The 24075-nt window shown below is 48.3% G+C and carries 15 protein-coding genes and 5 pseudogenes; 17 read left to right on the forward strand and 3 right to left on the reverse strand.

Going from position 1 to position 24075, the window contains the following annotated elements; all coding sequences use genetic code 11:
• Positions 1 to 298: 298 nt before the first annotated feature.
• The 7 genes and pseudogenes from ATN88_RS28925 to ATN88_RS13725 all read left to right on the forward strand — a co-directional run.
• Positions 299 to 1171: pseudogene (locus tag ATN88_RS28925) on the forward strand (sigma 54-interacting transcriptional regulator); the annotation flags it as partial.
• Between the two features lie 299 nt (positions 1172 to 1470).
• A complete protein-coding gene (locus ATN88_RS28930; RefSeq protein WP_408607707.1) occupies positions 1471 to 1560 on the forward strand; it encodes a helix-turn-helix domain-containing protein in 90 nt (29 codons plus the stop codon).
• 454 nt (positions 1561 to 2014) lie between these two features.
• Entirely contained in the window at positions 2015 to 4351 is a 2337-nt protein-coding gene (locus ATN88_RS13705) for an exo-alpha-sialidase (RefSeq protein ID WP_067416827.1), read from the forward strand.
• A gap of 145 nt (positions 4352 to 4496) precedes the next feature.
• Positions 4497 to 5657 carry an N-acetylneuraminate epimerase gene (locus ATN88_RS13710; RefSeq protein WP_067416831.1) on the forward strand — a complete coding sequence of 387 codons (1161 nt, stop codon included), beginning with the start codon at positions 4497 to 4499 and terminating at the stop codon, positions 5655 to 5657.
• Between the two features lie 328 nt (positions 5658 to 5985).
• Positions 5986 to 6276: a hypothetical protein gene (locus ATN88_RS13715; protein ID WP_067416837.1), complete on the forward strand. Its 291-nt coding sequence runs from the start codon at positions 5986 to 5988 to the stop codon at positions 6274 to 6276.
• A gap of 93 nt (positions 6277 to 6369) precedes the next feature.
• Positions 6370 to 6681: an antibiotic biosynthesis monooxygenase family protein gene (locus tag ATN88_RS13720; RefSeq protein ID WP_067416841.1), complete on the forward strand. Its 312-nt coding sequence runs from the start codon at positions 6370 to 6372 to the stop codon at positions 6679 to 6681.
• Positions 6682 to 6698: 17 nt separating this feature from the next.
• Entirely contained in the window at positions 6699 to 7064 is a 366-nt protein-coding gene (locus ATN88_RS13725; RefSeq protein ID WP_067416844.1) for a VOC family protein, read from the forward strand.
• A gap of 71 nt (positions 7065 to 7135) precedes the next feature.
• Here ATN88_RS13725 and ATN88_RS13730 read toward each other — a convergent pair.
• The 3 genes and pseudogenes from ATN88_RS13730 to ATN88_RS13740 all read right to left on the reverse strand — a co-directional run bounded on the left by ATN88_RS13730 (position 7136) and on the right by ATN88_RS13740 (position 11935).
• Positions 7136 to 9237 (reverse strand): annotated as a pseudogene (locus tag ATN88_RS13730) (TonB-dependent hemoglobin/transferrin/lactoferrin family receptor).
• Between the two features lie 383 nt (positions 9238 to 9620).
• Positions 9621 to 10232, reverse strand: coding sequence for a response regulator transcription factor (locus tag ATN88_RS13735; RefSeq protein ID WP_067416847.1), 612 nt, complete (start codon positions 10230 to 10232; stop codon positions 9621 to 9623).
• A complete protein-coding gene (locus tag ATN88_RS13740; RefSeq protein WP_408607709.1) occupies positions 10229 to 11935 on the reverse strand; it encodes a sensor histidine kinase in 1707 nt (568 codons plus the stop codon). The genes ATN88_RS13735 and ATN88_RS13740 overlap by 4 nt, the downstream gene beginning before the upstream one ends.
• Before the next feature lie 403 nt (positions 11936 to 12338).
• On the opposite strand from ATN88_RS13740, the gene ATN88_RS13745 reads away from it, so the two are divergent.
• The 10 genes and pseudogenes from ATN88_RS13745 (at position 12339) to ptsP (ending at position 24066) form a co-directional block, all read left to right on the forward strand.
• Positions 12339 to 13325 carry a sulfurtransferase gene (locus ATN88_RS13745; RefSeq protein ID WP_067416854.1) on the forward strand — a complete coding sequence of 329 codons (987 nt, stop codon included), beginning with the start codon at positions 12339 to 12341 and terminating at the stop codon, positions 13323 to 13325.
• Positions 13326 to 13418: 93 nt separating this feature from the next.
• Positions 13419 to 15203 carry an FAD-dependent oxidoreductase gene (locus ATN88_RS13750; RefSeq protein ID WP_067416858.1) on the forward strand — a complete coding sequence of 595 codons (1785 nt, stop codon included), beginning with the start codon at positions 13419 to 13421 and terminating at the stop codon, positions 15201 to 15203.
• 7 nt (positions 15204 to 15210) lie between these two features.
• Positions 15211 to 15980 (forward strand): annotated as a pseudogene (locus ATN88_RS13755) (heterodisulfide reductase-related iron-sulfur binding cluster).
• Between the two features lie 144 nt (positions 15981 to 16124).
• On the forward strand, positions 16125 to 16802 hold the full coding sequence (locus ATN88_RS13760) for a TVP38/TMEM64 family protein (RefSeq protein WP_067416862.1): 678 nt from the start codon (positions 16125 to 16127) through the stop codon (positions 16800 to 16802).
• Between the two features lie 147 nt (positions 16803 to 16949).
• Positions 16950 to 18098, forward strand: a complete 1149-nt coding sequence (locus ATN88_RS13765; RefSeq protein WP_067416866.1) for an ABC transporter substrate-binding protein — start codon at positions 16950 to 16952, stop codon at positions 18096 to 18098.
• A 6-nt stretch (positions 18099 to 18104) separates the two neighbouring features.
• Positions 18105 to 19813 (forward strand): annotated as a pseudogene (locus tag ATN88_RS13770) (ABC transporter permease).
• A pseudogene (locus tag ATN88_RS27410) lies at positions 19779 to 20408 on the forward strand (ATP-binding cassette domain-containing protein); the annotation flags it as partial. The pseudogenes ATN88_RS13770 and ATN88_RS27410, both read left to right, overlap by 35 nt.
• Entirely contained in the window at positions 20394 to 21053 is a 660-nt protein-coding gene (locus ATN88_RS13780; RefSeq protein ID WP_067417572.1) for a CDP-alcohol phosphatidyltransferase family protein, read from the forward strand. The pseudogene ATN88_RS27410 and the gene ATN88_RS13780, both read left to right, overlap by 15 nt.
• A gap of 230 nt (positions 21054 to 21283) precedes the next feature.
• Entirely contained in the window at positions 21284 to 21580 is a 297-nt protein-coding gene (locus ATN88_RS13785) for a PTS fructose transporter subunit IIB (protein ID WP_067416869.1), read from the forward strand.
• Between the two features lie 5 nt (positions 21581 to 21585).
• Complete coding sequence (ptsP, locus tag ATN88_RS13790) at positions 21586 to 24066, forward strand: phosphoenolpyruvate--protein phosphotransferase (protein WP_067416872.1); 2481 nt, start codon at positions 21586 to 21588, stop codon at positions 24064 to 24066.
• Positions 24067 to 24075: the final 9 nt, after the last annotated feature.

The raw sequence follows: 24075 nt of genomic DNA on the forward strand, positions 1-24075 counted from the left end.
CCTGTTTAGTCATGAATTTGTAAGTTTGTCGCTACGCGGCAACAAAGACATTAAAGCCGACTTGGAAGCGCAGTCGTTGGCAGTGGGCAGTTATTGGGCACCAGAAACCTTAGGGCTTCAGGGTGCTGCTGTATTTAAGCGTGCTGACAAGAAAACACTGACCATTCAAAGTGTGCCTGTTTCTGATCCAGAATCTGGTGTGCTGGGCTATGTGGCGTTTATTCACGCAGACAGCGAAGCCGTGAAATTGGCAGAGCTAACCTTGATGGTGTTGGCCGAGTGCTTGATTGAAACAGGCATGGGACGCAGACATCGCTTCGAAGATGAAATCAACAAACGTTATGTTGAACACAGCAAGGCGTGCTTTGTTGTCATCGACAGTGAGTTCTTTATTACCCATGCCAGCCGAGAGTTCTACTCCCAATTTGGCACTTCTTCGTCAGAGCTTGTGAATGCAAGCCTGTATGAATACTTCTTGTTCCCGCCAAAGATCAAAGCGCAGATCTGCGAAGGGCAGTATATTGATGGTGAAAACGTCGACTTCGACTTTGCTGGCAATCTCAAACAGCTTAATTTGTCGGTTGCTGAACTGGATAATGCGCACTGCGTAATCCGCTTCGCGCCAATTTCTTCCGCGAATTCGAAAGCCGACAAAAACCACCGTTTGGTCTCGACACTTGAGCGTTTTCAAACACAATCTTCAGCGATGAAACGCGTCATCAATGCGGCGAAAGAGTCGATAAAAGGGACGTCTCCGATCTACATTATGGGTGAAGAAGGCACAGGTAAACGAAGCCTAGCTCTGACAATCCATAACTCCTGCGAGCGGTACCGAGAAGGCCCGTTTATTGCGGTGAACCTGCATTCGGTGAAGAAAGAAGATCTGTCAACGTTATTGCTGGGCAATGAAGAGGAAGGGTCAAAATCCAAGTTTGAACTGGCGAACGGTGGCACGCTTTATATCGAACGCATCGACTTGTTGCCGGGTGTTTTGCAGGCTGCTCTCACACACATCATTTTGACCAAAACCTTGTTCGACATTAATACCAACAAGTCGGTCAGCTTGAACTTCCGCCTGATCACCAGCTCAATTAAACCATTGGAAGATTTGGTGCACGAGCGCCGTTTCTGTCCGTCGTTGTATTACTACCTGACGGGTGCGTCGCTGAACTTGCCAAACCTGCAAAACCGCTCAGAAGACATTCCTATGTTTGTCGACCGCAAACTTGGTGATTTGTACGGAGGCCGCGAAGCAGTTGACGAGAACCTTCGTCATTTATTGTTGGAACATGCCACAAACCGCACGTGGACGGGCAATATTTCGGAACTGGCAAAGTGGATTGAACATACATTCTTGCACCGCGACAGCATGCTTCTCGACGCTTCTTCGGTTGACGCAATGGCAGTGGTAGCAACGCCCATTCAGCCTTGGATGACATTGAAAAACGGGAAATCGCAAATGCGCTGGCCGTGCTCAATCGCAAGTACATCGACGTCGCAGAACAACTCGGCATAAGCCTTTCGACGCTTCGAAGAAAGATAGCCAAATACGATCTTTGATCGACCATCCGCTACAGAAGCCTCGCAGCAATGTGAGGCTTTTTCCATTTCTAACCTTCCATCATTTCCTCGTAATCGGTTGACTTAATAATTGCGTGGTGTAGATCTCCATTTTAAAAATAAACATTTGAAGCAATACTCCATAGGGTTTAGTTTGTATTTTAGGCAAAACAAATTAAAAGGTCGTCAGATTTAGACAAAAAAGAATTAGAGGCTTTTATTAAGATTCAGTCATTAATTATTAAATGTTGGCTTAAATAAAGCCAAGGCGAACTGTTTTATTGATAATTAAAGCTGGCATCACAGGTAAAGGCTGTAGCTGATCCTCTCTCGTTGTTTATATTGTTGATTAGTAATCATTAAAGTTGACTTGTCCTCAACAAAGTCAAGGCCTGCGCATGTCATTAAGAAATTAATGGCAAGGGCAGTCGTGAAACTTAAATAGGAAAAAATAATGAAAATCATGAACAAACGTTATTTGTGCTGCTGTATTTTATCTGCGTTATCATTTTCTGTTTCTGCAGAAGTCTACGATTTTATTTCTTCAGAAAATCCACAATTTGACGAGCCTATTGAACATGGCTGGGATAACTATCTGAGCGGCTCTGCCTATGGAGAAGCGGTTAAAAAAGGCAAAGGTGTCGAATGGTTTGTTAACGGTGAAGATGGACGAGCAAACTGGAAGATCACTCCAACGGATGCGTTGAATGACCAAGCAACAGCATTTGGCTGGACGATGTCCGCAGAAATGCGTGTGAAGAAAGGTGGTTACCTCACCAATTACTATGCGAATGGCGAATACCGTTTTCTACCCATTATTTCGCTGCAAGATAACCAGCTAACTGCGGAATTTGAGGGCGAAGACCAGCAAGTCGTTCTTGCGACTGGGCGCGATGCGAAGAAGTATCACCAATACGATATTGTGTTCCATCCAGGAGAGACACCGACGGCCAGTTTCTACTTTGATGGTGAGCTTATCAAATCCGGTTGGGAGCCAACGCCAACGACACAAAATATGGTGGTTTGGGGCAATGGTTCCAGCCATGTCGATGCAAAAGCCTATTACCGCTCGGTGAACTTCACCATTAGCGGTGAGTCTGTTTTCTCAAGCCCTGATCGTATTCCGTCCTTGGTTGTGAGTTCTGAAACTCCGGGGACTGTTGTTATTTTTGCTGAAAAACGCGTTGGAGGAAGCGATCCTGGTTCTATCTACAACACCAATGACATCATTACCAAGACCTCGCGGGATTACGGCAGAACGTGGAGTGAGGAAGTTAACCTAACCGAGCAGATTAACCTCAATGACGAATATGACTTCTCAGACCCGCGCCCAATTTATCTGCCTGATGAAGATGAAATCGTCGTGTCTTACGTGCGTTGGCCGACTGATGCCGCCCAGAACGGTGACAAAATCAAATACTGGATGGACAGTGGCGTTTTCTACAGCACGTATGATGTTGAAGACGGAGAATGGAGCGCACCGTTTAACGTAACCGAAGATATCAAAGAAAGAACTTTCCAAATTATTGGATGGGGTGGCAGTGAGTACTATACGAAAAGTGTCGAGCTTTCATCCCAAGACGAATGGGAACTGACCACCAAGTTAAGAATCCAAGGCGGCGGTGCGAATGACCTTTCTGTTTCCAACGGCGACAAACGCTTCACGCTGTCATTAGCCATGGGCAATGAAAGTAGCCTTGTTGCGTATGTGGATGAAAGCACAACTCCAATTACTATCAGAGAAAAGACGGAGAACATTACGGGTTTCGTTGATGTTTCCCTGCGTTTTGACCCAGAAGAGGGCAGTGCGAATCTCTACATCGATGATGACTTCATCACGGAAGTAGCGGGTATTCCTTCGACTGACACGCAAGTGCTCTTTGGCCAGACCGCTAACGATATTGAGGGCAGAATGCACATTGCAAATCTCGCGCTCTCACGCCAAGGCGACGCGGTGATTGAATTTGATGCAGAGGCACTGTCACTCATCAATCCTTCGGAGCAAAACGTATTACCTGATGCACTAGGCTGGACGAAAAACCATTCTGGCAGAGCTTACAGCTTCTACGGCGTCGCGAGTGTGAACCCAGGCCCTGGCCATGGTATTCAGCTTGAACATCAAACGGACGAAACGGGCGATGATAACGACGACCGTCTGATTTACCCTGCCATCACCCTTGATAAGTACTTCCTCAATGTCTCGTCGGTATTCTCTGATGATGACGGTGTCACGTGGGAAACGGGGGCATATTTGCCAATCCCATACCGTTGGCAGCCGGGTCATCTAGAAACACTGGAGCCAAGTGAAGCCGACATGGTTGAGCTGACGAATGGCCAGCTATTACTGACCACTCGCCTTGATTTCAATACGGAAGTCGACGGCGTGAATTTCGGTCCTCGCCAACAATTTATCAGTAACGATGGTGGCATGACGTGGGAAATGCCAGAGAACTACGGCCATGCCCAGTTCCCTAACATGAGCACAGGCAAGGTAGATGCATCTATCACCCGCTTCGTGGAAGATGATGACACCAGTTACTTGCTGTTCACCAACCCAATCGGCACCTTGCCGGGCAACTCAGGCCGCAACAATCTGGGGCTGTGGTTTAGCTTTGATGAGGGCGTGACATGGAAAGGCCCAATTCAATTGGTGAATGCTGGCTCGGCGTATTCAGATATCTACCAACTCGACGATGAGAATGCGATGGTGATTGTTGAAGACAATGGACCTGAAATTCGCACGCTCACTGTTCCAGTGACCAAACTCAAGCAACTCATCACGACTCACTAAAAACAACGAAAAGTTGGCCGCCGTCTCCACGTAATGATTGCGTGGAGACGGCAATGAATAGGGTTTTCCTGTTCTAAACGCTTTTTCTGTTCTGTTTAACTTCTTAATGAATTTCTGGGTATTCTAACGAGTAAGGACGACGAAAATGAACGTGGTACGTTTTTCTCCAAAATCACTTTTAGTACTTCCTTTTGTCACTGCTATTTCTTTTTCCGCTCATGCTAACCAAGTCTGGCCTGATTTACCTGAAGGCGTGAAAAATGGCGTCGGTGCGCAAATCGACTCAAAGCTCTATGTGGGGCTAGGGTCGATGGGGAACCAATTCTACATGCTGGACTTGCAACAGCTTGATAAAGGTTGGCAAAAACAAGCAGACTTTTCAGGACCAGCGCGCGATGGTGCAACTGCAACGGTCATTGATGACAATATTTATGTATTCGGCGGGTCAGGCAAAGCGAACAGCAACGATACGTCTCCGATCATTTTTGACAGCGTGTATCGTTTTGATGCAGATAAAAACGCGTGGTCTGAAGTGGCAACCAAAGCCCCTGTAGGTTTACTGGGGGCAGCGTCTTACTCTCCTGACAAAGAGCAAATCCTGTTCTTCGGCGGGTACAACAAAGGCTATTTTGACCGCTATCTCAATGATGTGTTAACCACCAATCAGAAAGCTGAGCCAGAAAAATGGCAAAAGATTGTCGACGACTTCATGGGAATGAAGCCGGTCGATTATCGTTGGAATCGTCACGTGTTGAGTTACACGCCTTCGACCAATGAATGGCAGGATTTGGGTTCGTCGCCGTATTTACCAAACTGCGGTTCTGCGTTGGTGACGAAAGGTGAAACTGCCTTGATTATCAGCGGCGAGATCAAACCGGGTTTAAGAACCGATGAAGTGAAATCTTACCATTATGGTAAAGCGCAGCCTTGGTTGAGCGAGCATCCACTGCCGACACCAAGTTCGCAATCGCAACAAGAAGGGGTTGCTGGGGCGTTTGCGGGAATAAGTAATGGCGTTGTGCTTGTTGCTGGTGGTGCGAACTTCCATGGTGCGAAACTCGCGTTCGACAAAGGAAACATGTTCGCACACAACGGCCTGCCTAAAGCGTTTAATCCTGAAACCTACGTATTTAATGAAGGGGCTTGGAAACAAGATAAAAACCTAAGTGAACCATTGGCTTATGGCGTCTCTTTCTCCGTTGACGATGGTATTTTAATGGTGGGTGGTGAAATGGCGGATAGCTCAGCGAGTAATAAGGTCACTAAGCTAGCGTGGAACGGGCAACATGTAGAGCAGCAAGATTAGCGTTACATTGAACCAATAGTTTTACTTAAAAGCTCGGGAATGATGTTCCGAGCTTTTTTGTTTTTCCCCAAGCTTAGCGGCGATGATAACTATCTTTTTTTGAAGGTTGAGTAGCGAGGGGACTTTCCATTAATGGAATTGCATTTACGTACAATTCAATTTGTAGATTGAGCCACAAATCCACCTTTGCTGCTTTATTGTTCGATTGTCCATTGATAGGTTCAATATCACAAACAACCTGAAGATAGGGGACTAGGTTGGTTTGGGTATTGCCTTGCTATTACCTTTTTGCATCAGCACCGTTTTAATAGCAAATGGATACTGAAAAATGGATATTTGGGTTCTGTTACTCCTCGTTGGCGGTGCGCTGTTTTACTTCTTTGTCATGTACTCACGACCTCAGGATAAGGAATGGGAAAAACTCCCAACATTGGAAAAATATTTAGCCGCGAATCTTGACTGTCGAGTGGATGATCCCGAGTTAGCGAAATGTCGTCATTGCGGATCAGAAAAAATCGTCTTCCAAACCCTATCGGGCGTGCCTTCTGACCCTCGCTTTAAACATACCTGTGTTTCCTGCAAAAAAGTGCTGTATCGCGGCAAGTCTCTGATGTCATAACGTCACCTGGCGTTAAGTTTTATACGCTTGCTGGAATAGATTCAGGCCCTCTGTAGCCTGAATGTGTTGGGTACTCAATGAAAAGGAATTCGCATGATCGCAAGGGAATGGAAAGCACGTTGTCCCAAACAGCATGAGCAAGGCTTTATCGACTATCTCTATGAAACTGGCGTAAAGGAAACATCAGAAACCGAAGGCTTTCTGGGCGCGCAAATATTCAATCGAGACCTCGATGGCAATGCCGAAATTACCCTCATTTCCTATTGGAAAACCCTTGAATGCATTAAAGCGTTTGCCGGAGAGGATATCGGTATCGCGAAACTATACCCTGAAGATGATAAGTACGAACTCGACCCAGACAGGCACGTTAGTCACTACAAAGTTGTCGAGAATCGCTGGGTATGACTAAAGAGGGAGAGAAAATGAAAAATTTGTCAGTGGCAGAGATTAAAACCTTTGTGCCGTCAAAGGACTTTGAAGTTTCTAAGCGTTTTTATCAGCAACTCGGTTTTGAAATGGCGTCTGAGTTCGATGGTGTAGCGTATTTCAAGCTAGATAATTGCTCCTTCTTGCTTCAGGATTTCTTCGAACCAGAATATGCCAATAATTTCATGATGCACCTGCTGGTGGAAGACGCAGCAAGTTGGCGTGAACACGTTGTCGAAACTGGTGTCGTTGATGCTTTTGAGGTAAAGCTTACGGAGTTGATTGAGCAGCCTTGGGGGATGCTGGACTTTGTGATTATCGACCCAAGCGGTGTGTTATGGCGCATTGGTCAGAATATCTAACGATGCGAACAAGGCAGAACGTAAAAAAGCCCAGCTTAGTCGCTGGGCTTTTTGGTATGAGATGTTGATGCTTAGAAGTCGTATTTGGCAGTAATTGCCCAGTTACGCTTCGGCTGCGTCAGATCTTTGTTTTCCTCGGTCAGGCCGCTAACGTCATTCCAGTTGTAGTACTCTTCATCCGTCAGATTGAAGATACCTGCACGCAGTGTCAGATCTTTCATCGGCTTGTAGTAAGCCGTTAGGTCGACAACGGTTGCACTTGAGATAGGCAGAATGTCATTGCCATTGATGTCACTGCCGGACTTCGAACCCGTGTAGTTAACGGTCAAAGACGAACCCCAGTTATACGCAGAATCGTAGTTCACACCAACAATCGCATTCCAAGGGTTGACGCTGTTGAGTGGGTTACCGTCACCATCTTCGCCCTCGGTGTAAGCCGCAGCAACGCGTGAGCTGAAGCTTTAACCGGTAAAATGTGGTCCCAAGACAAGGAGTTTGAGAACTCGACGCCTTTGATTTCTGCTTTACCGATATTCACTGACTTGAACACAGCAGGGTCTACGACCGGAGTGAAGCCGCCGGACACTTGCTGTCTTTCAATAAAGTTTTTGTAATCGCTGTAGAAAATGGCGAATTCGCTGTTTGATGTATTCGTGTTGTGGCGCCAGCCCAGCTCATACGAAACACTTTCTTCCGCCTTCAGATCTGGGTTTGGTTTAAACACATATCCATGTGTTGGGTTACCGAACGAGTAGTAAAGCTCTTGGAAATCTGGTGCGCGGAAACCCTGGCTCACTTGCGCAAACAGACGGTGTTCTTCCGTTAACGCATACACAGTGCCGAGTCGCGCGGTAAACGCAGAATCAGAAAACTTGGTGTATTCGTCTTCCGCGTTTTGGCTTGGGTTTTCACTCGCATCACCTGGGTCAGTTTCAAAGCTGTCGAAGCGAATACCCGGTGTGACGATCCATTTTCCTACAGACATTTCATCTTGTAAGAAGAAACCATATCGACGCTCAGATGCCGAAGGCACGTAAAAGATCTGCTGGTCTGAACCGACAGAGTTGTATTCATTGTTGGTGTTTTTGATGTCTTTATCAGCCAAAGAAGCACCATAGACCAAGTAATGCTCAACATTTCCCGTCGTCAGCAGCTTATCGAATTGAACATCAAACTGGTAACCTTCATCGGAATAGACGTAGTCTTTGCGTTGTTGGTTCGTCGTGGTTGAGTTGAAGCGGTTTGTCTCGCTGTTTTCATCTTTGCTTAGCCAATCGAATTGCCAAGTCAGCGTGTCTACTGCAGCAACATTCACATCCCAGATATGCTTAATACCGAGTTGATATTGTTTGGTGTGGTCGTTACCGGTGGCATTGGTGTAGGTTTGTCCACGGACTACAGAATCAGCGATATCAATGTCGTTGTCTTTATTGATGTAACTGCCATTGAATTCTAAACGATGGTCTTCATTTACTTGATATTGCAGCTTCAGCAGCAAGTTATCTGCGGCGGTGTCTTGTTGTTCTGGATCTCCAAAGTTTCGCACTTCTTCGCCATCTCGACGCGTGTACGCCACCAACGTCTCGAGATCGCCAATGCGGTTAGCAAGAGCAACAGATTCGCTAAAGGTTTTGTCCGCAGAAGAGTAATTAAACTTCGCGTGACCGCCAACGTCGCCATCTTTGAGGAAGTCAGATGGGTCTTTGGTATCAAAAGCGACAATGCCACCAATGGCATCAGAGCCGTGAAGTGACGATGCTGCGCCTTTTACGACTTCAACTGCTTTCAACAAATCGGTGTCGACATCAACGCGTGCAGAGTTAATGAAGGTATTGCCAGACTCGAATTGGTTACCCATGGATACGCCATCGACAAGCACCTTGATGCGGTTGCCTTCGATACCGCGAATATTAATGCTTTGAACACCTTGGCGGCTATTGGTTTCGACAGTCACACCTGGGGTGTATTTAAACAGGTCTTCCAAGCCAGTGATCATTTCGCTTTCAATTTCTTGTTCACCGATGACGGTGACAGAAGCTGCTGTATCTTGAATTTCCGTGTTTGTACGTGTCGCTGTGACTACAACCTCATCGAAGGTGTAGGATTCATTTGCCGAAACTCCCGAAGAAAGGGTCAACAGAATGGATGCCGAGAGGAATGACTTTTTACGCATTTAATTTACCGCCTTTAATCCGTGTTAAGCACTAAAACTTGCAACATGTTAATTAATGCAAATGATAATTGCTATCATTATCGTTACCATTTATCGATGTTTAGTGCGCAGAGATTAAAGTGGTTTTTGTTTTAAAGTTTTTATATCAGTGGCTTATGTCATATTTTTTGAGGTGGCATAAATTCATCACATCTCTCATAATTGAGATCTACGTCAAAGTTATTTCGACTTAAACGTGACCAATCCCTAGATAACAACGCTTTTTGTGATGTCAATCGCTGAGCTGTCACTGCCCTTGGCACCAGAGAGGAAAACGGAGAAAAGAAGGGATAAATGGTGTGAGAGGGTTAGGGGGAGAGTTTGTCTCTCCTGAAGGCAATAGGTCAAAGCTTGTTTTGTTGGATGAGGTGGCTAAGACGAAGCACTAAATCTGCAACATTGGTTGCTTCGAATTTCTTCATCATATTGGCGCGGTGTACTTCAATCGTTCGCAGTGACACACACAAGGTTTTCGCCATTTGTTGGTTAGTTTGGCCTTTCAGTACTTCTTTTAGCACCGACTTTTCGCGCTCTGTTAGGCTGTAGTACTTATTCTCTACACTCACATGACTCGTACGCAGAAAGGACGTAGAAAGGGCCTTTTCAATGGCGTTGACTAGCTTTTCACCATCAACGGGTTTTTGAAAGAAATCGACCGCACCTTCTTTCAATGCATCAACGGCCATAGGTACGTCACCATGTCCTGTCAGGTAAATAATCGACAAAGGACTGCGTGTTTCATTTAGCACTGCATGCAATTCTTGCCCACGCATTTCTGGCATACGGCTGTCCAACACTAAGCAGCCGGGGGATGCCGTATCAACACCCTCAAGAAAAGACTTGGCAGACGGAAAGTCCTGAATGGTCAGGCCAAAGCTTTCGAGCATAAATACCAATGATTCTCTTACCGAATCCTCGTCGTCAACGAGGTAAATAGGGCCGTTTGTTACGCTCATTCTACTTCTTCTCGCTTAATTGGAATCACGACAGTGACCTCACATCCATGAGGCTTTAACGCTTGCATAATCAGGTGGCCTTTGTGAGCTTCAATCACTTCACGACAGATAGGGAGACCCAAACCAAGTCCGTCGTCTTTTGTGGTGTAAAACGGACGTTTCACTTCGGCTTCGCTGGCGGCTAAGCCGATGCCATTGTCCTGAACGCGAATGACGATTTCGTTTAGGCCGTAGAGCATTTCCACGTTTACGGTCGGTGCTTTATCGCGGGCGGTATTCTCTAAGCACGCGTCTTTTGCATTGCGCAGCAGGTTTAGCATGACTTGCTGCATACCAATGATGTCGAATTGTCCCTGTTGAGGGACACCATCAATGCTCAGTTCAAGGTGTATGTTCTTCGCTTTAAAGTCATATTCAATAAGCGCAATAGACTCGCGGACAAACTCTGCAGGGTCACACGTGACATAGTCTGTTGGCGTTTGTTTAATGAGTCCGCGAAGACGTTGAATAATGCCGCTGGCGACGGTAACTTGGTGCTGAATTTTACCCAGTACAGGCGCGAGTTCATCGGGACTCATGCCTTGATCGAGTCGTCGAATGACACCCTCTGAATAGTTTTTGATGGTGGAAAGTGGCTGATTGATTTCATGGGCGATGCTGCTGCCAAGCTCACTCACAATCATGGTGCGCTGCGCGTGCTCAAGCATGGAGTTGCGCTCTTTCAACTCGAACATGGTGCGTTCGAGTTGTCGTTTGCTGCGATTGAAGTGGTATTCCACCCAAACGTGGTAAATGCTCATCATCAGCACAACAAACACACAGGCGAAAGCCACTAACTTGTTGCTCTCTAGCCATTGGTACAGCATTTCCTGTCTGCTTTTTTGCAGCGGATGAATATCCAAGTGTTTGAATACTTTATCGACCGAAACGGGACTGGCAGGCATTGTCCAGCCGACGTTTCCTGCAGCAATCGCAGCTTCAGCGTCGCTTGGCATGGCAAGGAGTGCTTGCGTCACTTTCTTGCCAATCTCGTTGGATGCACGTTCTGTTTTGGCAAACGTCCAGTTTGGATAGACACCGGTGGACACATCACACACAGAGTCATAGGGATTGCGGCGCTCTAACACACGCACATCGGTGCGGTTGATGAGTCCTTCTTTGGTCATGTTTTCAAGCGTACAGGCGGGCACGATTGCCACATCTAGGTCGCGGCTCACCACGTCGTGAAGCAGTTTGTCTGTCGGTGGCCCCGTAAACTTTATGTTCTCGTAAAAGTCTGCGTTGAAGTAACGGCGTTTATCGAGTTCGTAGCGGAAAGCGAGGAAACCGCCGAACGCTTTGGCGGACACGGCAGCAATGTTCGCGTGCTTAATGTCTCGCAGGTAGAAATACGGCGAGTCTTTGTGAACGACAACCACAGAAGCGATTGAGTGAGTGGTATTGGCACTGTATGGAGTGCGCTGGGTTGCCAACCAATTGAGTTGGTATTCACGTGCAATACGTGTCGCTTGACCGGGGCTGGTTAAGAGAAAATCCAGCTGGTTGTGCTTGAAGGCATCATCTAGCTCGTCAAAGTCATAGGTATGAAGGTCGAAGTACACCCCTGGAATTTCTTGGGCGAGCCAATCCAGCGTCGGCTGCCACGCTTTTTTTGCATGTTCGTTGCCACGCAATGCCAGTACACCAACGTCATAGTGTTGCATAGGCTCAGCTTGTACCGGACAAACGCAAATACAACAGAGCGTGATGATTGAGAAGAAAGCCGCTTTTATGGCGACAAGCGGTGTTAAGCGCATGAAATACTGTGACAAAGGGGTACTGCTAAAATCCTAAACTGACAGGCGCGCATAATAACTGAAAAGACCACATTTAATATGGTGCTTTAGATCAAACTTTTGAACTTATTGTGGTAAACCACAATATCTACTGTCTCTCCCTTATCACACAATCCGTGCCACAGGCTCAGAGCAGCCTATTTGCGGTTTTTTAGTGTGATGTTTCGCAGGCACCAACAAATAAAAATAAAGCCAGTACGCCAACCTCACACCTTCGATTTCAATTTGCCCATTGATGGGCGCAAACTTTAAACAAAATTGGAACTAAGCAATGAAGAAATCGACTGTTGCAATCGGCGTGGTTGCGGCGGTGTTGGCGGGTGGCTATGTCGCTTACAACACCATGTTTGGCGCAGAAGCAGTGCAAGTAAGTGCTGAAGCGTTGGACAAGAAATTCGCAGAATATTCAAACCCAGAAGCGTTCGTTTCTGCTCAAGAACTGAAAAGCCTGATGGACAAAGGCGAGAACGTGGTGGTTATCGGCGCACTAAACCCAGTGAAGCCTGATGCACCAATTTCTGGTTCTTTCTCAATGTGGCGCGGTGACTACTCAGCAGCGGAAGGCGAGTACGATTTCGACGGCATGCGCAACTCTGTCGAAGACATGGAAGCACTGCTGAGCAAGTTCGGTGCGAACACTGACACCACTATCGTTGTATACGCCGCGAACGCGCACCACGATGCAGCACGTCTGTTCTGGCAAATCAAAAACCTTGGTCACGACAATGTTCGCTACCTAGACGGTGGTCTGAACGCTTGGATTGGCGAAGGCTACCCAACGGGCAATGCAAACCCAACCGTTGCAGCAACGGATTACGATGCACCAGCACCACAAGTTGAAACGTCTGCTCTGGCAACGTTGGACATGGTTCTGGCGGCACAAAACTCTCAAGATTGGGTGATCATCGACACCCGCGGTCAGGAAGAATTTGACGGCACAACCACCGTTGGCGGTGCGTTTGGCCCTGGCACAATTCCTGGCAGTGTTCACATCAACTGGACGAAAGCACTGAATGCCGACACTACGCTGAAATCAGCAGAAGAGCTGCAAGCTCTGTACGGCGATGTCATCAAAGACAAAAAAGTGATTGCGTACTGCCAATCTGGCGTTCGTTCAGCACACACCATGATGGTTCTGGAAGAAGTTCTGGGTGCACAAGACGTCTACAACTACGACGGTTCTTGGATTGAGTACAGCTATGCCCACTACGAACAAAAACGCGAAGACGTAAACGTTCAGAACGGCACCAAAGGCTAATCACCGATTCGCAGATAAAACGGGCGTAGAAGAGCGCTACGCCCATGCAGAATCGGCCCAAAAGAATTACAAAAAACTGGAACTATAAAAACAATGAACAATGTCATTTTTAGCCAAAAGCTAGTCGACATGGCGCAAAACGTCGTCGACGGCTGCATGGGCGATGCCGATCCGGCGTGTCAAACAGCTTGTCCAATGCACACTGATGTTAAGCAGTACGTGCGTCTGGCAGGTGAAGGTAAATATCAGGAAGCGTTGGACGTTATTCGCGGCAAACTTTTCCTTCCTCAAACACTGGGTCGCATTTGTGCGCACCCATGTGAAGCGGCGTGTCGCCGTCAGACCGAATACGGTCAAGCAATCAGCGTTGCGGGTATCAAACGCTTTGTTGCTGAGAAAATGGATAACCAAGAAAACTGGGATCTGGCTATTCTGAACCCAACTGGCAAGAAAATCGCGATCGTGGGTGCAGGCCCTGCGGGTGCTCAAGCTGCAATCGAGCTGCGCCGCAAAGGTCACGAGGTTACCATTTTCGAAAAGCTGGACGTTTACGGCGGCATGATGCGTGTCGGTATCCCTGAGTACCGTCTACCACGCAACGTGATCGATTTTGAATACAGCTACCTGAACTTGCTGGGTATTGAAACCAAGTTCGGCGTAGAAATCGGTAAAGACATTTCTTTCGAAGAACTGCGTAACACTCACGATGCTGTCGTACTGGCGCACGGTGCACACGTAGGTTCAATCATTCCTCTTCCAGGTCACAAAGCAGATGGCGTGTTCTCTGCGGTTGAGTACCTGAAAGAAATCTCTGAAACCCGCGCGTTCCCGCGTGCAGGTAAGCGTGTCATGGTCATCGGCGGCGGTGACGTTGCGATGGACTGTGCACGTTCTTCATGGCGTATCGGTTGTGACGAAGTTTACCAGTGTTCACTGGAGTCAATGGAAAACCTGCCAGCTAGCCATGTAGAAATCGAAGAATCACTGGAAGAAGAAGTGGTATTCAACGCAGGTTGGGGCCCAGTGTCTATCGAAGAAAAAGACGGCAAAGTGGTGTCAATCACCCTGAAGCGCGTTCTGTCTATCTTCGATGAGAACGGTAATTTCTCTCCAAGCTACAGCGACGAAACGCGCACCATTGAAGTGGATACCGTGGTATTCGCGACAGGTCAGATCGTTGCAGACATCACTGGTGGTGCGCTAGAGCAAACCCGCGGTGGTCGTTACGTTGTAGACAAAAACACCCTGGCAACGTCGATGGAAGGCGTGTACGTAGCGGGTGACGCGGCTGGCGGTAACATTGTTATCGAAGCAATGGCTCTGGGCCGTAAAGCGGCAATGAGCATCGAGCGTCAATTCGCAGGTCGTCCTTTGGATGAAGGCCGCGATTTCGTTGAAGAGTACAGCTACAAGTCTCGTCTGGACATTCCACTGCCAAAAGGCACCACAGACGTTCCTCGCTTGCACGGTGAGCTGCGTGATGCAGAAGTGCGTAAACGCGACTTCGCGCAAGTAGACCTTGGCTTCACTCAAGAGCAAATCAAGCAAGAATCAGCGCGCTGCCTGCAGTGTACCTGCAAGCTGTGTATGAAAGAGTGCATCATGATGAACGACTTCGGCGACTGTCCGAAGACCCTGTTCGGTGACTTTGTGAACAACAAAGAGATGGATCCGCTGCTGGCTTACTCATGTAACGCTTGTGACCAGTGCACCATCGTTTGTCCGAAAGATTACCCAATGAAGGATATCTTCCTGGGTGCGCGTATCGACTTTGTTAACGCCAACAACGGTGAATCACCAATGAAAGGCCACAAAGCAATCAACATGCACCAGAAACTGGGCTTCTCTAAGTTCTTCACTATGCTAAACGCGCGGTAACCAAATAATGAGCAACAAAGTATTCATGCCAGGCTGTAGCCTGCCATCTTATTCGCCAGAAGGTGTGGCGGCGATTGCACAACACCTGAAAAACGTTTTCCCAGAAATGGGAGCAGTACAAAAGTGCTGTGGTAAGCCTACCGCTGCGATTGGCCAGTACGACAAGTTCAAAGAGCGTTACGGCCAGCTTCAAGCTGACTTCGACAAGCTAGAAGCTGAGGAAGTTATCGTGGCGTGCCAAAGCTGCTACGGCATGATCAAGAAATCTGGTGGCACGCAAAAGCCTGTTTCTCTGTGGAAACTGCTGCCAGAAATCGGTCTGCCACCTGAGCTGGTAGGTAAAGCAAAAGACAGTGATGTGGTTTTCACCATTCACGATTCTTGCTCAACCCGTTACGAGCGTGAACTGCAAGACGGTATCCGTTGGATCCTGAACGAACTGGGCTACAAAACGGCTGAACCTGAGCACACTCGTGAAAACACACGCTGCTGTGGTTTCGGTGGCATGGTTGTTCCTGCAAACCCAGGTGTTGCTACCCGTGTTGTTCAGCGTCGCGTTGATGAATTCGAAACTGACTTTGTTGTTGTTTACTGCTCGGCATGTCGCGCATCCATGATGGGTGTGGGCACTAAGTCTTGGCACATTCTGGATCTGGTCTTCGGCCCTGTTGTTATGCAAAACAGCGAGCACCAGTGAACGTGTTGGCTAGCCCTGCGAAAGCGTGGTTCAACCGCTACAAGTCAAAAGCTGGCCTGATCAAGTGCATGTCAGTGTGATTTAAAGAAGTCGCTGAGCGGAAAACTCATACGCACTATGACTGAGCCGCGGTTGTCTCCCGTGGCTCACCTCAGCGCGCTTCTTTACCCCTTTAGCGAAGGCTAACGGGAAGAAAGAATTTCAAAACTTTTCAGGAAATCATCATGAAATTTCTAAAAATCGGTATCGGGCTACTGGTCGTAGCGTTGGCTCTGTTCGCGGCAAAACAATCTGGCATTCTTGAAATCATTACTGATATCAAGAGCCTGCAAGAGTGGATCGCAAGCTTCGGCGCGCTAGGTTACATCGTATTCGTCGCGGCATTCGTGTTTGCGTGTGTGTTCCTGCTGCCAGGTAGTGCGTTCACTATCGTTGCGGGTATCGTGTTCGGCCCAATCAAGGGCGGTTTGTTGGCACTGTTCTCAGCAACACTGGGCGCAGTTGTCGCATTCGTCGTTGCACGCTTCTTGCTGCGTAACACCATCATGAACAAGTTTGGTGACAACCCAATCTTCAAGAAAATCGATGACGGCGTAGCGAAAAACGGCACAAGCTTCCTGATCCTGACGCGCTTGGTTCCAGTGTTCCCATTCAGCCTGCAAAACTACGCGTACGGTCTGACTAGCCTGAACCTAGGTACTTACGCGCTGGTTTCTCTGATCACTATGGCACCGGGTGCGTTCATCTTTGCTTACATGGCGGGTGACATCGCAACGAACGGCGTATCAGCAATGCTGCTGGTGAAGTTCGCGGTAGCGGGTCTGATTCTGTTTGGTATGTCACTGATCCCGAAATACATTGCTAAGAAAAAAGGCATTGATATGGCAGAACTGGCGAAATAACTTGCGCTGGATTCTGAAGTGAATATTGTATCGTCCCTTGCCAAAAGTAAGGGGCGATTTTCGCGTTTCGGGGGACCGGAAAAGTGCTCTGCTGGGAAAGCGAGAAACTTCAACGGAAATGCACAAAACACATAAGAATAATGCGCTATGAAAAAACTGATTTCTGCGATGGCGATGCTGACGGCATCTTTTTCTGCCATGGCAACGGAGCCAGCCAACTGGCAACAGGTTGAGGCAGATGCCGAAGGCCAGCACGTCTATTTCCACGCTTGGGGTGGTAGCCAAGAAATTAACCGCTACATCCACTGGGCGAAAAAGGAGCTTCAACGTCGTTACGATGTCACGCTTCATCACGTTAAAGTCACCGACATTTCTGAAACCACCACGCGCTTGATTGCGGAAAAAGCAGCAGGCAAGGAAGAGGGTGGTAGCGTTGATCTGATTTGGATTAACGGTGAAAACTTCAAATCGCTCAAAGACAACAAGATGTTGTTTGGGCCGTTCGCTGACGCCTTGCCAAACTGGCAGTATGTGGACACTAACTTACCGGTCACTGTCGACTTTTCAGAACCGACTGAAGGCCTAGAAGCACCTTGGGGTATGAGCCAGCTGGTGTTCATCCACGACACTAAAGAACTGCCTAATCCGCCACGTACCTACGCGGACATGCTGAACTACGCCAAGGTGAACCCAAATCGCCTGACGTATCCGCGTCCACCGGAGTTTCATGGTACAAGCTTCCTGAAATCATTATTGATTGAGCTTTCTCAAAACGATCCTCGCCTACAACAGCCCGTATCTGAATCAGATTACGCGGCTGTCACGAAACCACTTTGGGACTACCTTAACGAGTTCCACACCGTGGCGTGGCGTGGCGGTAAACAGTTTCCATCGGGCACGGCTGAAACACTGCAACTGCTAGACGATGGTCAAATCGATTTAGCCATTACCTTCAACCCGAATGCAGTTTACGCAGCACATGCTTCAGGCAATTTGGCGGAATCAACGGTTGCGTATGCGATGGATTCAGGTGCCTTGTCGAACATTCACTACTTGGCTGTGCCTTGGAATGCAAACGCGAAAGCTGGCGCGTTAGTGGCTGCTAACTTCTTGCTGAGTCCAGAAGCGCAGTCGCGCAAAGGCAATATCGATATTTGGGGCGACCCGTCTGTGCTGAAGTCTGCGCATCTGTCTGGCTCGGCAGCGGAGAACAAACCGTTTAAATCGGTACAGGAAACGCATCCAAGCTGGCAAAACGCCATTGAGAAAGAATGGTTGCAACGCTATGGAAGCTAATCGTTGATGTTACGCGCGTTTTATCTCGTCATCATTCTGTGTTGTGTTTTACCGACGGCGTTTGGCTTAGCCGGCGTCGCGGTTTCGTCCCTTGGTTACATACCACCACTTGAGATGCATTCAGTGACCCTGAGTGGTTTCGCCATGGTGTTTTCGTGGGAAGGTGTGTGGCAGTCCATCGGAATGACGGTGTACTCCGCCATTGCGAGTACCTATCTGGCTTGTTTGATCACCTTTGCCATCTTGCAAGCAAGTTGGGGCACGCGTTTTTGGCGAAGCATTGAAGTCGCGTTATCGCCGTTACTTGCTGTACCTCACGTGGCATTTGCCATCGGTTTCGCTTTTCTGTTTGCACCAACAGGCGTTGGTGCAAGGTTGATAAGTTCAACCTTGGGTTATGACGCATCCGCGCAAGGTGTGGAAGACTTGGCACTTCTGGTAAAAGACCCTTACGCACTGGGCATGATCATCATGCTGGCTTTGAAAGAAGTGCCTTTTCTGATTCTGATGAGCATTTCTGTGCTCCAGCAAGTGAAGGTTAACCAAATCGAAAAGGTGAGTGCCTCGCTTGGCTATAACCGAGCGCAAGCGTGGTGGAAATGTGTGTTCCCGCAATGGCTGGCGAAACTGCGTTTTCCTATGCTGGCGGTCATGGCCTATGGCTTGTCCGTGGTGGATGTCGCACTGATTATTGGCCCAACCAACCCGCCAACGTTCGCGGTATTGGTATGGCAATGGTTCAACGACCCAGATCTGACGCTGCTACCTCGTGCCGCAGCCGGTGCTGTGGTGCTATTTGGCATCTCGCTAATGCTGATTGGCGTTGCCCGTCTTGTCGAGTGGGCAGTCACTAAAGGTGCGCGTACTTGGCAATATTCAGGCCGCTGTGGCATTGCGCTGCCGGGCAAGTCTGTCTTCACGGCCTTGGCGGTGCTGTCAGCTCTGATGATCCGATTATGTTCCTCTGGAGCGTCGCACAGCGTTGGCGTTTCCCCGATTTGCTACCAAGTCGCTATAGCCTGCGATTCTGGGAGTACGAGTGGACATCAATTCTAAGCACGGTTCACCAGAGCCTAGCAATTGCACTGTTCTGCGCGACTATCGCGTTAGTGATGGCGTTGCTTGCACATGAGTACCGCATACGCCACCGTCTACAAGTACCGGGCTATGTGATTGCTGTACCCATGCTGATCCCACAGTTATCTGTGTTGTTCGGTATGCAAGTGGCGACGTTATACGTCAACGCTGATGCACATCACTTATGGGTATGTTGGGCGCATGTCTTCTTCGCGTTCCCGTATGTGTATTTGTCACTTGATGGTCCTTGGCGCAGCTACGATGAGCGCTTAACGCGCGCGGCACTGAGCTTAGGTAAGTCCCCACTTCGCGTATGGCTCAGTGTAAAAATGCCGATTTTGCTCCCTGCAATTGCCTTTGCATGGGCAATTGGTATCAGCGTGAGCTTGGCGCAGTATCTGCCAACGCTAATCCTCGGGGCAGGGCGCATCAGCACAATCACGACGGAAGCCGTGGCTTTGTCGAGTGGCTTCGACCGTCGTGTAACCGCTATATACGCAATTTGGCAGGCATTACTGCCGTTTATGTTCTTCTCGTTGGCGATTTTAATCAGTCACCTGCAAGTGAAATATCGTCGACTTTCCTCTCGGAGAAATATTCGCAATGAGCTTATGTCTCGAAAACCTCGCCATTCGTAAAGCGTCTGGCGAGGAGCTTTTCTCGTCACTCGATATGCGTGTGGAGAAGGGTGAAATCCTATGTCTGATGGGACCAAGCGGATGCGGAAAATCCACCTTGCTAGATGCAGTAGCAGGGCATTTGTCGGGTGAGTTTGCTTACACCGGGCGCATTCGCCTGAACGATGTGTATCTTGACGGCGTGCCGCCACACAAGCGTGAAGTCGGCATTTTGTTCCAAGATGATTTGTTGTTTCCGCACCTTTGCGTGTGGGAGAACTTGGCGTTTGCGCTACCTGACCACATTAAAGGCGCGGAGCGTCGCGAACGTGCGCTGCAAGCATTGAAAAATATCGCGTTGTCCAAGCTTGCGGATTCCTATCCCGATCAGATTTCTGGTGGCCAGCGCGCGCGCATCAGCTTAACGCGCATGTTACTGGCAAAACCCAAAGTCGCGTTGCTCGATGAGCCATTCAGTAAGCTAGATAAAACCCTGCGTACTCAATTTCGTGACTGGGTGGTAGAGCAGCTTAAAGAAGCCAACATTCCGGCTTTGATGGTTACTCACGATGTAGAAGATATTCCTCCAGGCAGTCAGCTTCTGACGTGGCCTTGGAACGCAGTACAAGAGGAAGCAGCAAATGTTGATAGTGTTGGCATTAAAGTGGTTCGTTGGCCTCTGTCGCAAACGGCCAAACTGGTAGACAGCTTTGGTATTACCGCCAATCAAACCACGGTAGCTGGCTTTCTAATTGGCTGTTTGTCTTTGCCGTCTCTGATGTTTCAGCAATACGAACTGGCTTTGGTGTTTATCCTGCTAAATCGTATGCTCGATGGGTTAGATGGCGCATTGGCGCGCATTCAAGGCGTGACAGATGCAGGCGGCTTTCTCGATATCAGTCTGGATTTCGTATTCTATTCGCTGGTGCCATTTGGCTTTATTTTGGCGAATCCAGAGCAGAATGCCGTTGCGGGCGCATTCCTGATCTTTTCTTTTATTGGCACAGGAAGCAGCTTCCTCGCATTCGCTATCATGGCGAGTAAGCAAGGTATCAATGACCCTGTTTACAAGAACAAGTCGCTGTATTACATGACAGGACTGACCGAAGGTTCAGAGACAATCCTTTGCTTTATCTTCATGTGTATCTTCCCGATATACTTTGTCGAGATTGCCTGTGTATTCGGGGCCATGTGTTGGTTTACGACATCGTCACGAATTTACAATGGTTATCAGACTTTGGCGCGAAGCATTATCAGCTAATCATTGCGTTGATAATGGTCGACCAATCTCAAAGCCCGCAGAAACAGCGGGCTTTGTCGTATCTGGCGTTCTGACTCTCTCCCGCGCTCTCACATCCACTAATCCGGTGACCCAATTCACACATTGATTCGCATGCGACTTTTGTCCAGTAAATGCTAGCTATTTCATCTGTTTGATTGCCAATGAAAGCAATAGGATAAGCCCATCCTAGTCAAACAAAAGTCGTGTTTATGAAAGTTGTTGCTATCACCGCTTGCCACACAGGTATTGCGCACTGCTATATGGCGGCAGACCGCCTTATGGAAGCTGCACAAGTGCTTTCTATCCAAATTAAGGTAGAGACACAGGGTGCCATGGGCATTGAAAACAAAATCTCCAAAAGAGAGTTTGATGAAGCCGACCACATCTTGTTAGCAACTGAAATCACGCCCTCTGAGAGTGACCGTTACGAAGGCAAAAACCTGACAATCGTCTCCGTACAAGATGCCCTCAATCACCCTATTGCATTACTAAAAAAATTTAAGTGAACACAATGAAAAAAGAAGTCGCATTTACCTGTGAGCTGCCAAACGGCATCCACGCTCGCCCTGCAAATCATCTGGAAGCGGTGTGTAGCCAATTTAAAAGTGACATTACGCTGAAAAACCTGCGTAACGGCAACCAAGGCTCTGCAAAGAGCGTGCTGTCACTGGTGGGCACAGATACGCTGCTGGATGACCCATGCTCTCTGATCATCGAAGGTGATGATGCAGAACAAGCGTTTGAAACGCTGGCAAAGTACATCCAAGAAGAATTCCCACACTGCGATGAAGAGCTGGTGGTGATGGAACAAGGTGACGTGTTGATGCCGCAATCTCTGATGCGTCACAACCCAACGCTGATCCACGCAAAGCGTCTTTCTGCGGGCATCGCAAAAGGCAAACTGGTTCGCTACACAGACGTTGAACTATCGGTGTTCGACGGTGAAGAAGCGTCAATGAGCTTTGCGGATGCGAAACAAGCCGTCACAGAGTCTCTGCTAGCAAAAGCTGAAACTGCGAATGGTCAGGAAAAAGAAATCATCAATGCACATCTGGGCATCTTGAAAGATGATGCGCTGAATGACCAAGTTAACGCGATGGTAAAACAAGGTGACTCACTGGCGCGTGCAATCCTGAAAACCGTTGCTGCAATCACTGACACACTGCTCCAGTCATCGTCTGACTACCTGAAAGAGCGTGTACTGGACATCAAAGACATCGCACTTCAGTTGTTGATTACATCGCACCCACACCTGAATGTATTGACCGAATTTACCCTGTCAGAACCATCAGTGGTGATCGCCAATGATCTGACGCCAAGCCAATTTTTGGGCTTGGATCGTGCGTACCTGAAAGGTTTGATCCTGACACAAGCAGGGTCGACTTCGCACACTGTGATTCTGGCGCGCGCGTTCAACATTCCCGCTGTATCTGGCGTTGCAATTGAGCAATGTGCCTCGCAAGAAGGCGAAACCATTTATGTCGATGGTGGTTTGGGTGTTGTTGCAGTTGAAACATCAGAATCCGTAGCGGCTTACTTTGAACGTGCAATTTGGCTGGCTGATAAGAAAGCCCAAGTTGAAGGTGAGTTTGTTCATCAAGCCGCCCAAACCAAAGACGGCAAAGGAATTGAAATCGCAGCAAACATTGCGTGTACTGTAGAAGCAGAGCCAGCGTTTGCTAAAGGTGCTGAAGGCATCGGTCTATTCCGTACAGAAATGCTGTTTATGGACCGCGCTACCGCACCTGATGAAGACGAGCAATTTAACGCTTACAAAGCTGTTCTAGAAGCAGCGGAAGGTAAGCCAGTGATTATCCGTACCATGGATATCGGTGGTGACAAGCCAATTGATTACCTGAACCTGCCGCACGAGCACAACCCGTTCCTAGGCTACCGTGCGGTGCGTATCTACCCGCAATTCCTTGCGCTGTTCCATACACAAATCCGTGCGATATTGCGTGCAGCACCGTTCGGTCACACCAAAGTGATGATCCCGATGATCCAAAGCATCGAAGAGATCCGCTGGGTGAAAGAGCAGATTGCTACGGTGAAAGCGGTAATGGATAGCGAAGGCGTTTCTTACGGTGAGATTGAACTTGGCATCATGGTGGAAATCCCATCTGTTGCATTCATCATGGATCAGTTCTGTAAAGAAGTGGACTTCTTCAGTATTGGCTCGAACGACATGACTCAATACCTGCTGGCAGTAGACCGCGACAACGACAACGTTGCCAAGCTTTACAACAGCCTCGCACCATCATTCCTTCGTCTGCTAGATGCGGTCGTGAAGGGTGCACACGCCAATGACAAATGGGTTGGCCTGTGTGGTGAACTGGGTGCAAATAAGAAAGTCCTGCCGCTGCTGATTGGCGCGGGTCTGGATGAACTCAGTATGGCTGCACCAAGCATTGCACCAACCAAAGCGGCACTGCGTCAATTCGATAGCGCACAATGCCGTGAGTTGTTCGAGCAAGCGTGTAACTGCGCAACCATTGCAGACGTTGAAGCATTGCTTGACACGTTTAGCCGTGCGCAAGAAGACAAGCCACTGCTGGCGACAGAATGTGTACTGCTGGATTGCGATTTCAACAGCAAAGAAGAAGCGATTCAAACACTGGTGGGCAACCTTGGTATTCAGGGCCGTACACACTTGGTGAGCGAGTTGGAAGCGGATATTTGGGCTCGCGAAGAAGTGTTCTCAACCGGTCTTGGCAATGGTTTTGCGATTCCGCATACCAAGTCAGACAACATCACCCATTCTTCAATCTCTATCGCGCGTCTGAAAAAACCAGTGCGCTGGAGTGAAGATGAGGACAGTGATGCAGATTTCGTCATCATGCTGACTTTGAACAAAGACCAAGGCGATCAGCACATGCGCATCTTCTCAGGTCTGGCGCGTAAGCTTATCCACGAAAGCTTTAGAAACACGATAAAGAATATGGCAACAGAAGACGAAGTTATCGGCTTCCTGAAGTCAGAGCTTGCACTATAACAATTAGAA

The organism is Enterovibrio coralii (assembly GCF_001559595.1).
Lineage (GTDB): Bacteria > Pseudomonadota > Gammaproteobacteria > Enterobacterales > Vibrionaceae > Enterovibrio > Enterovibrio coralii.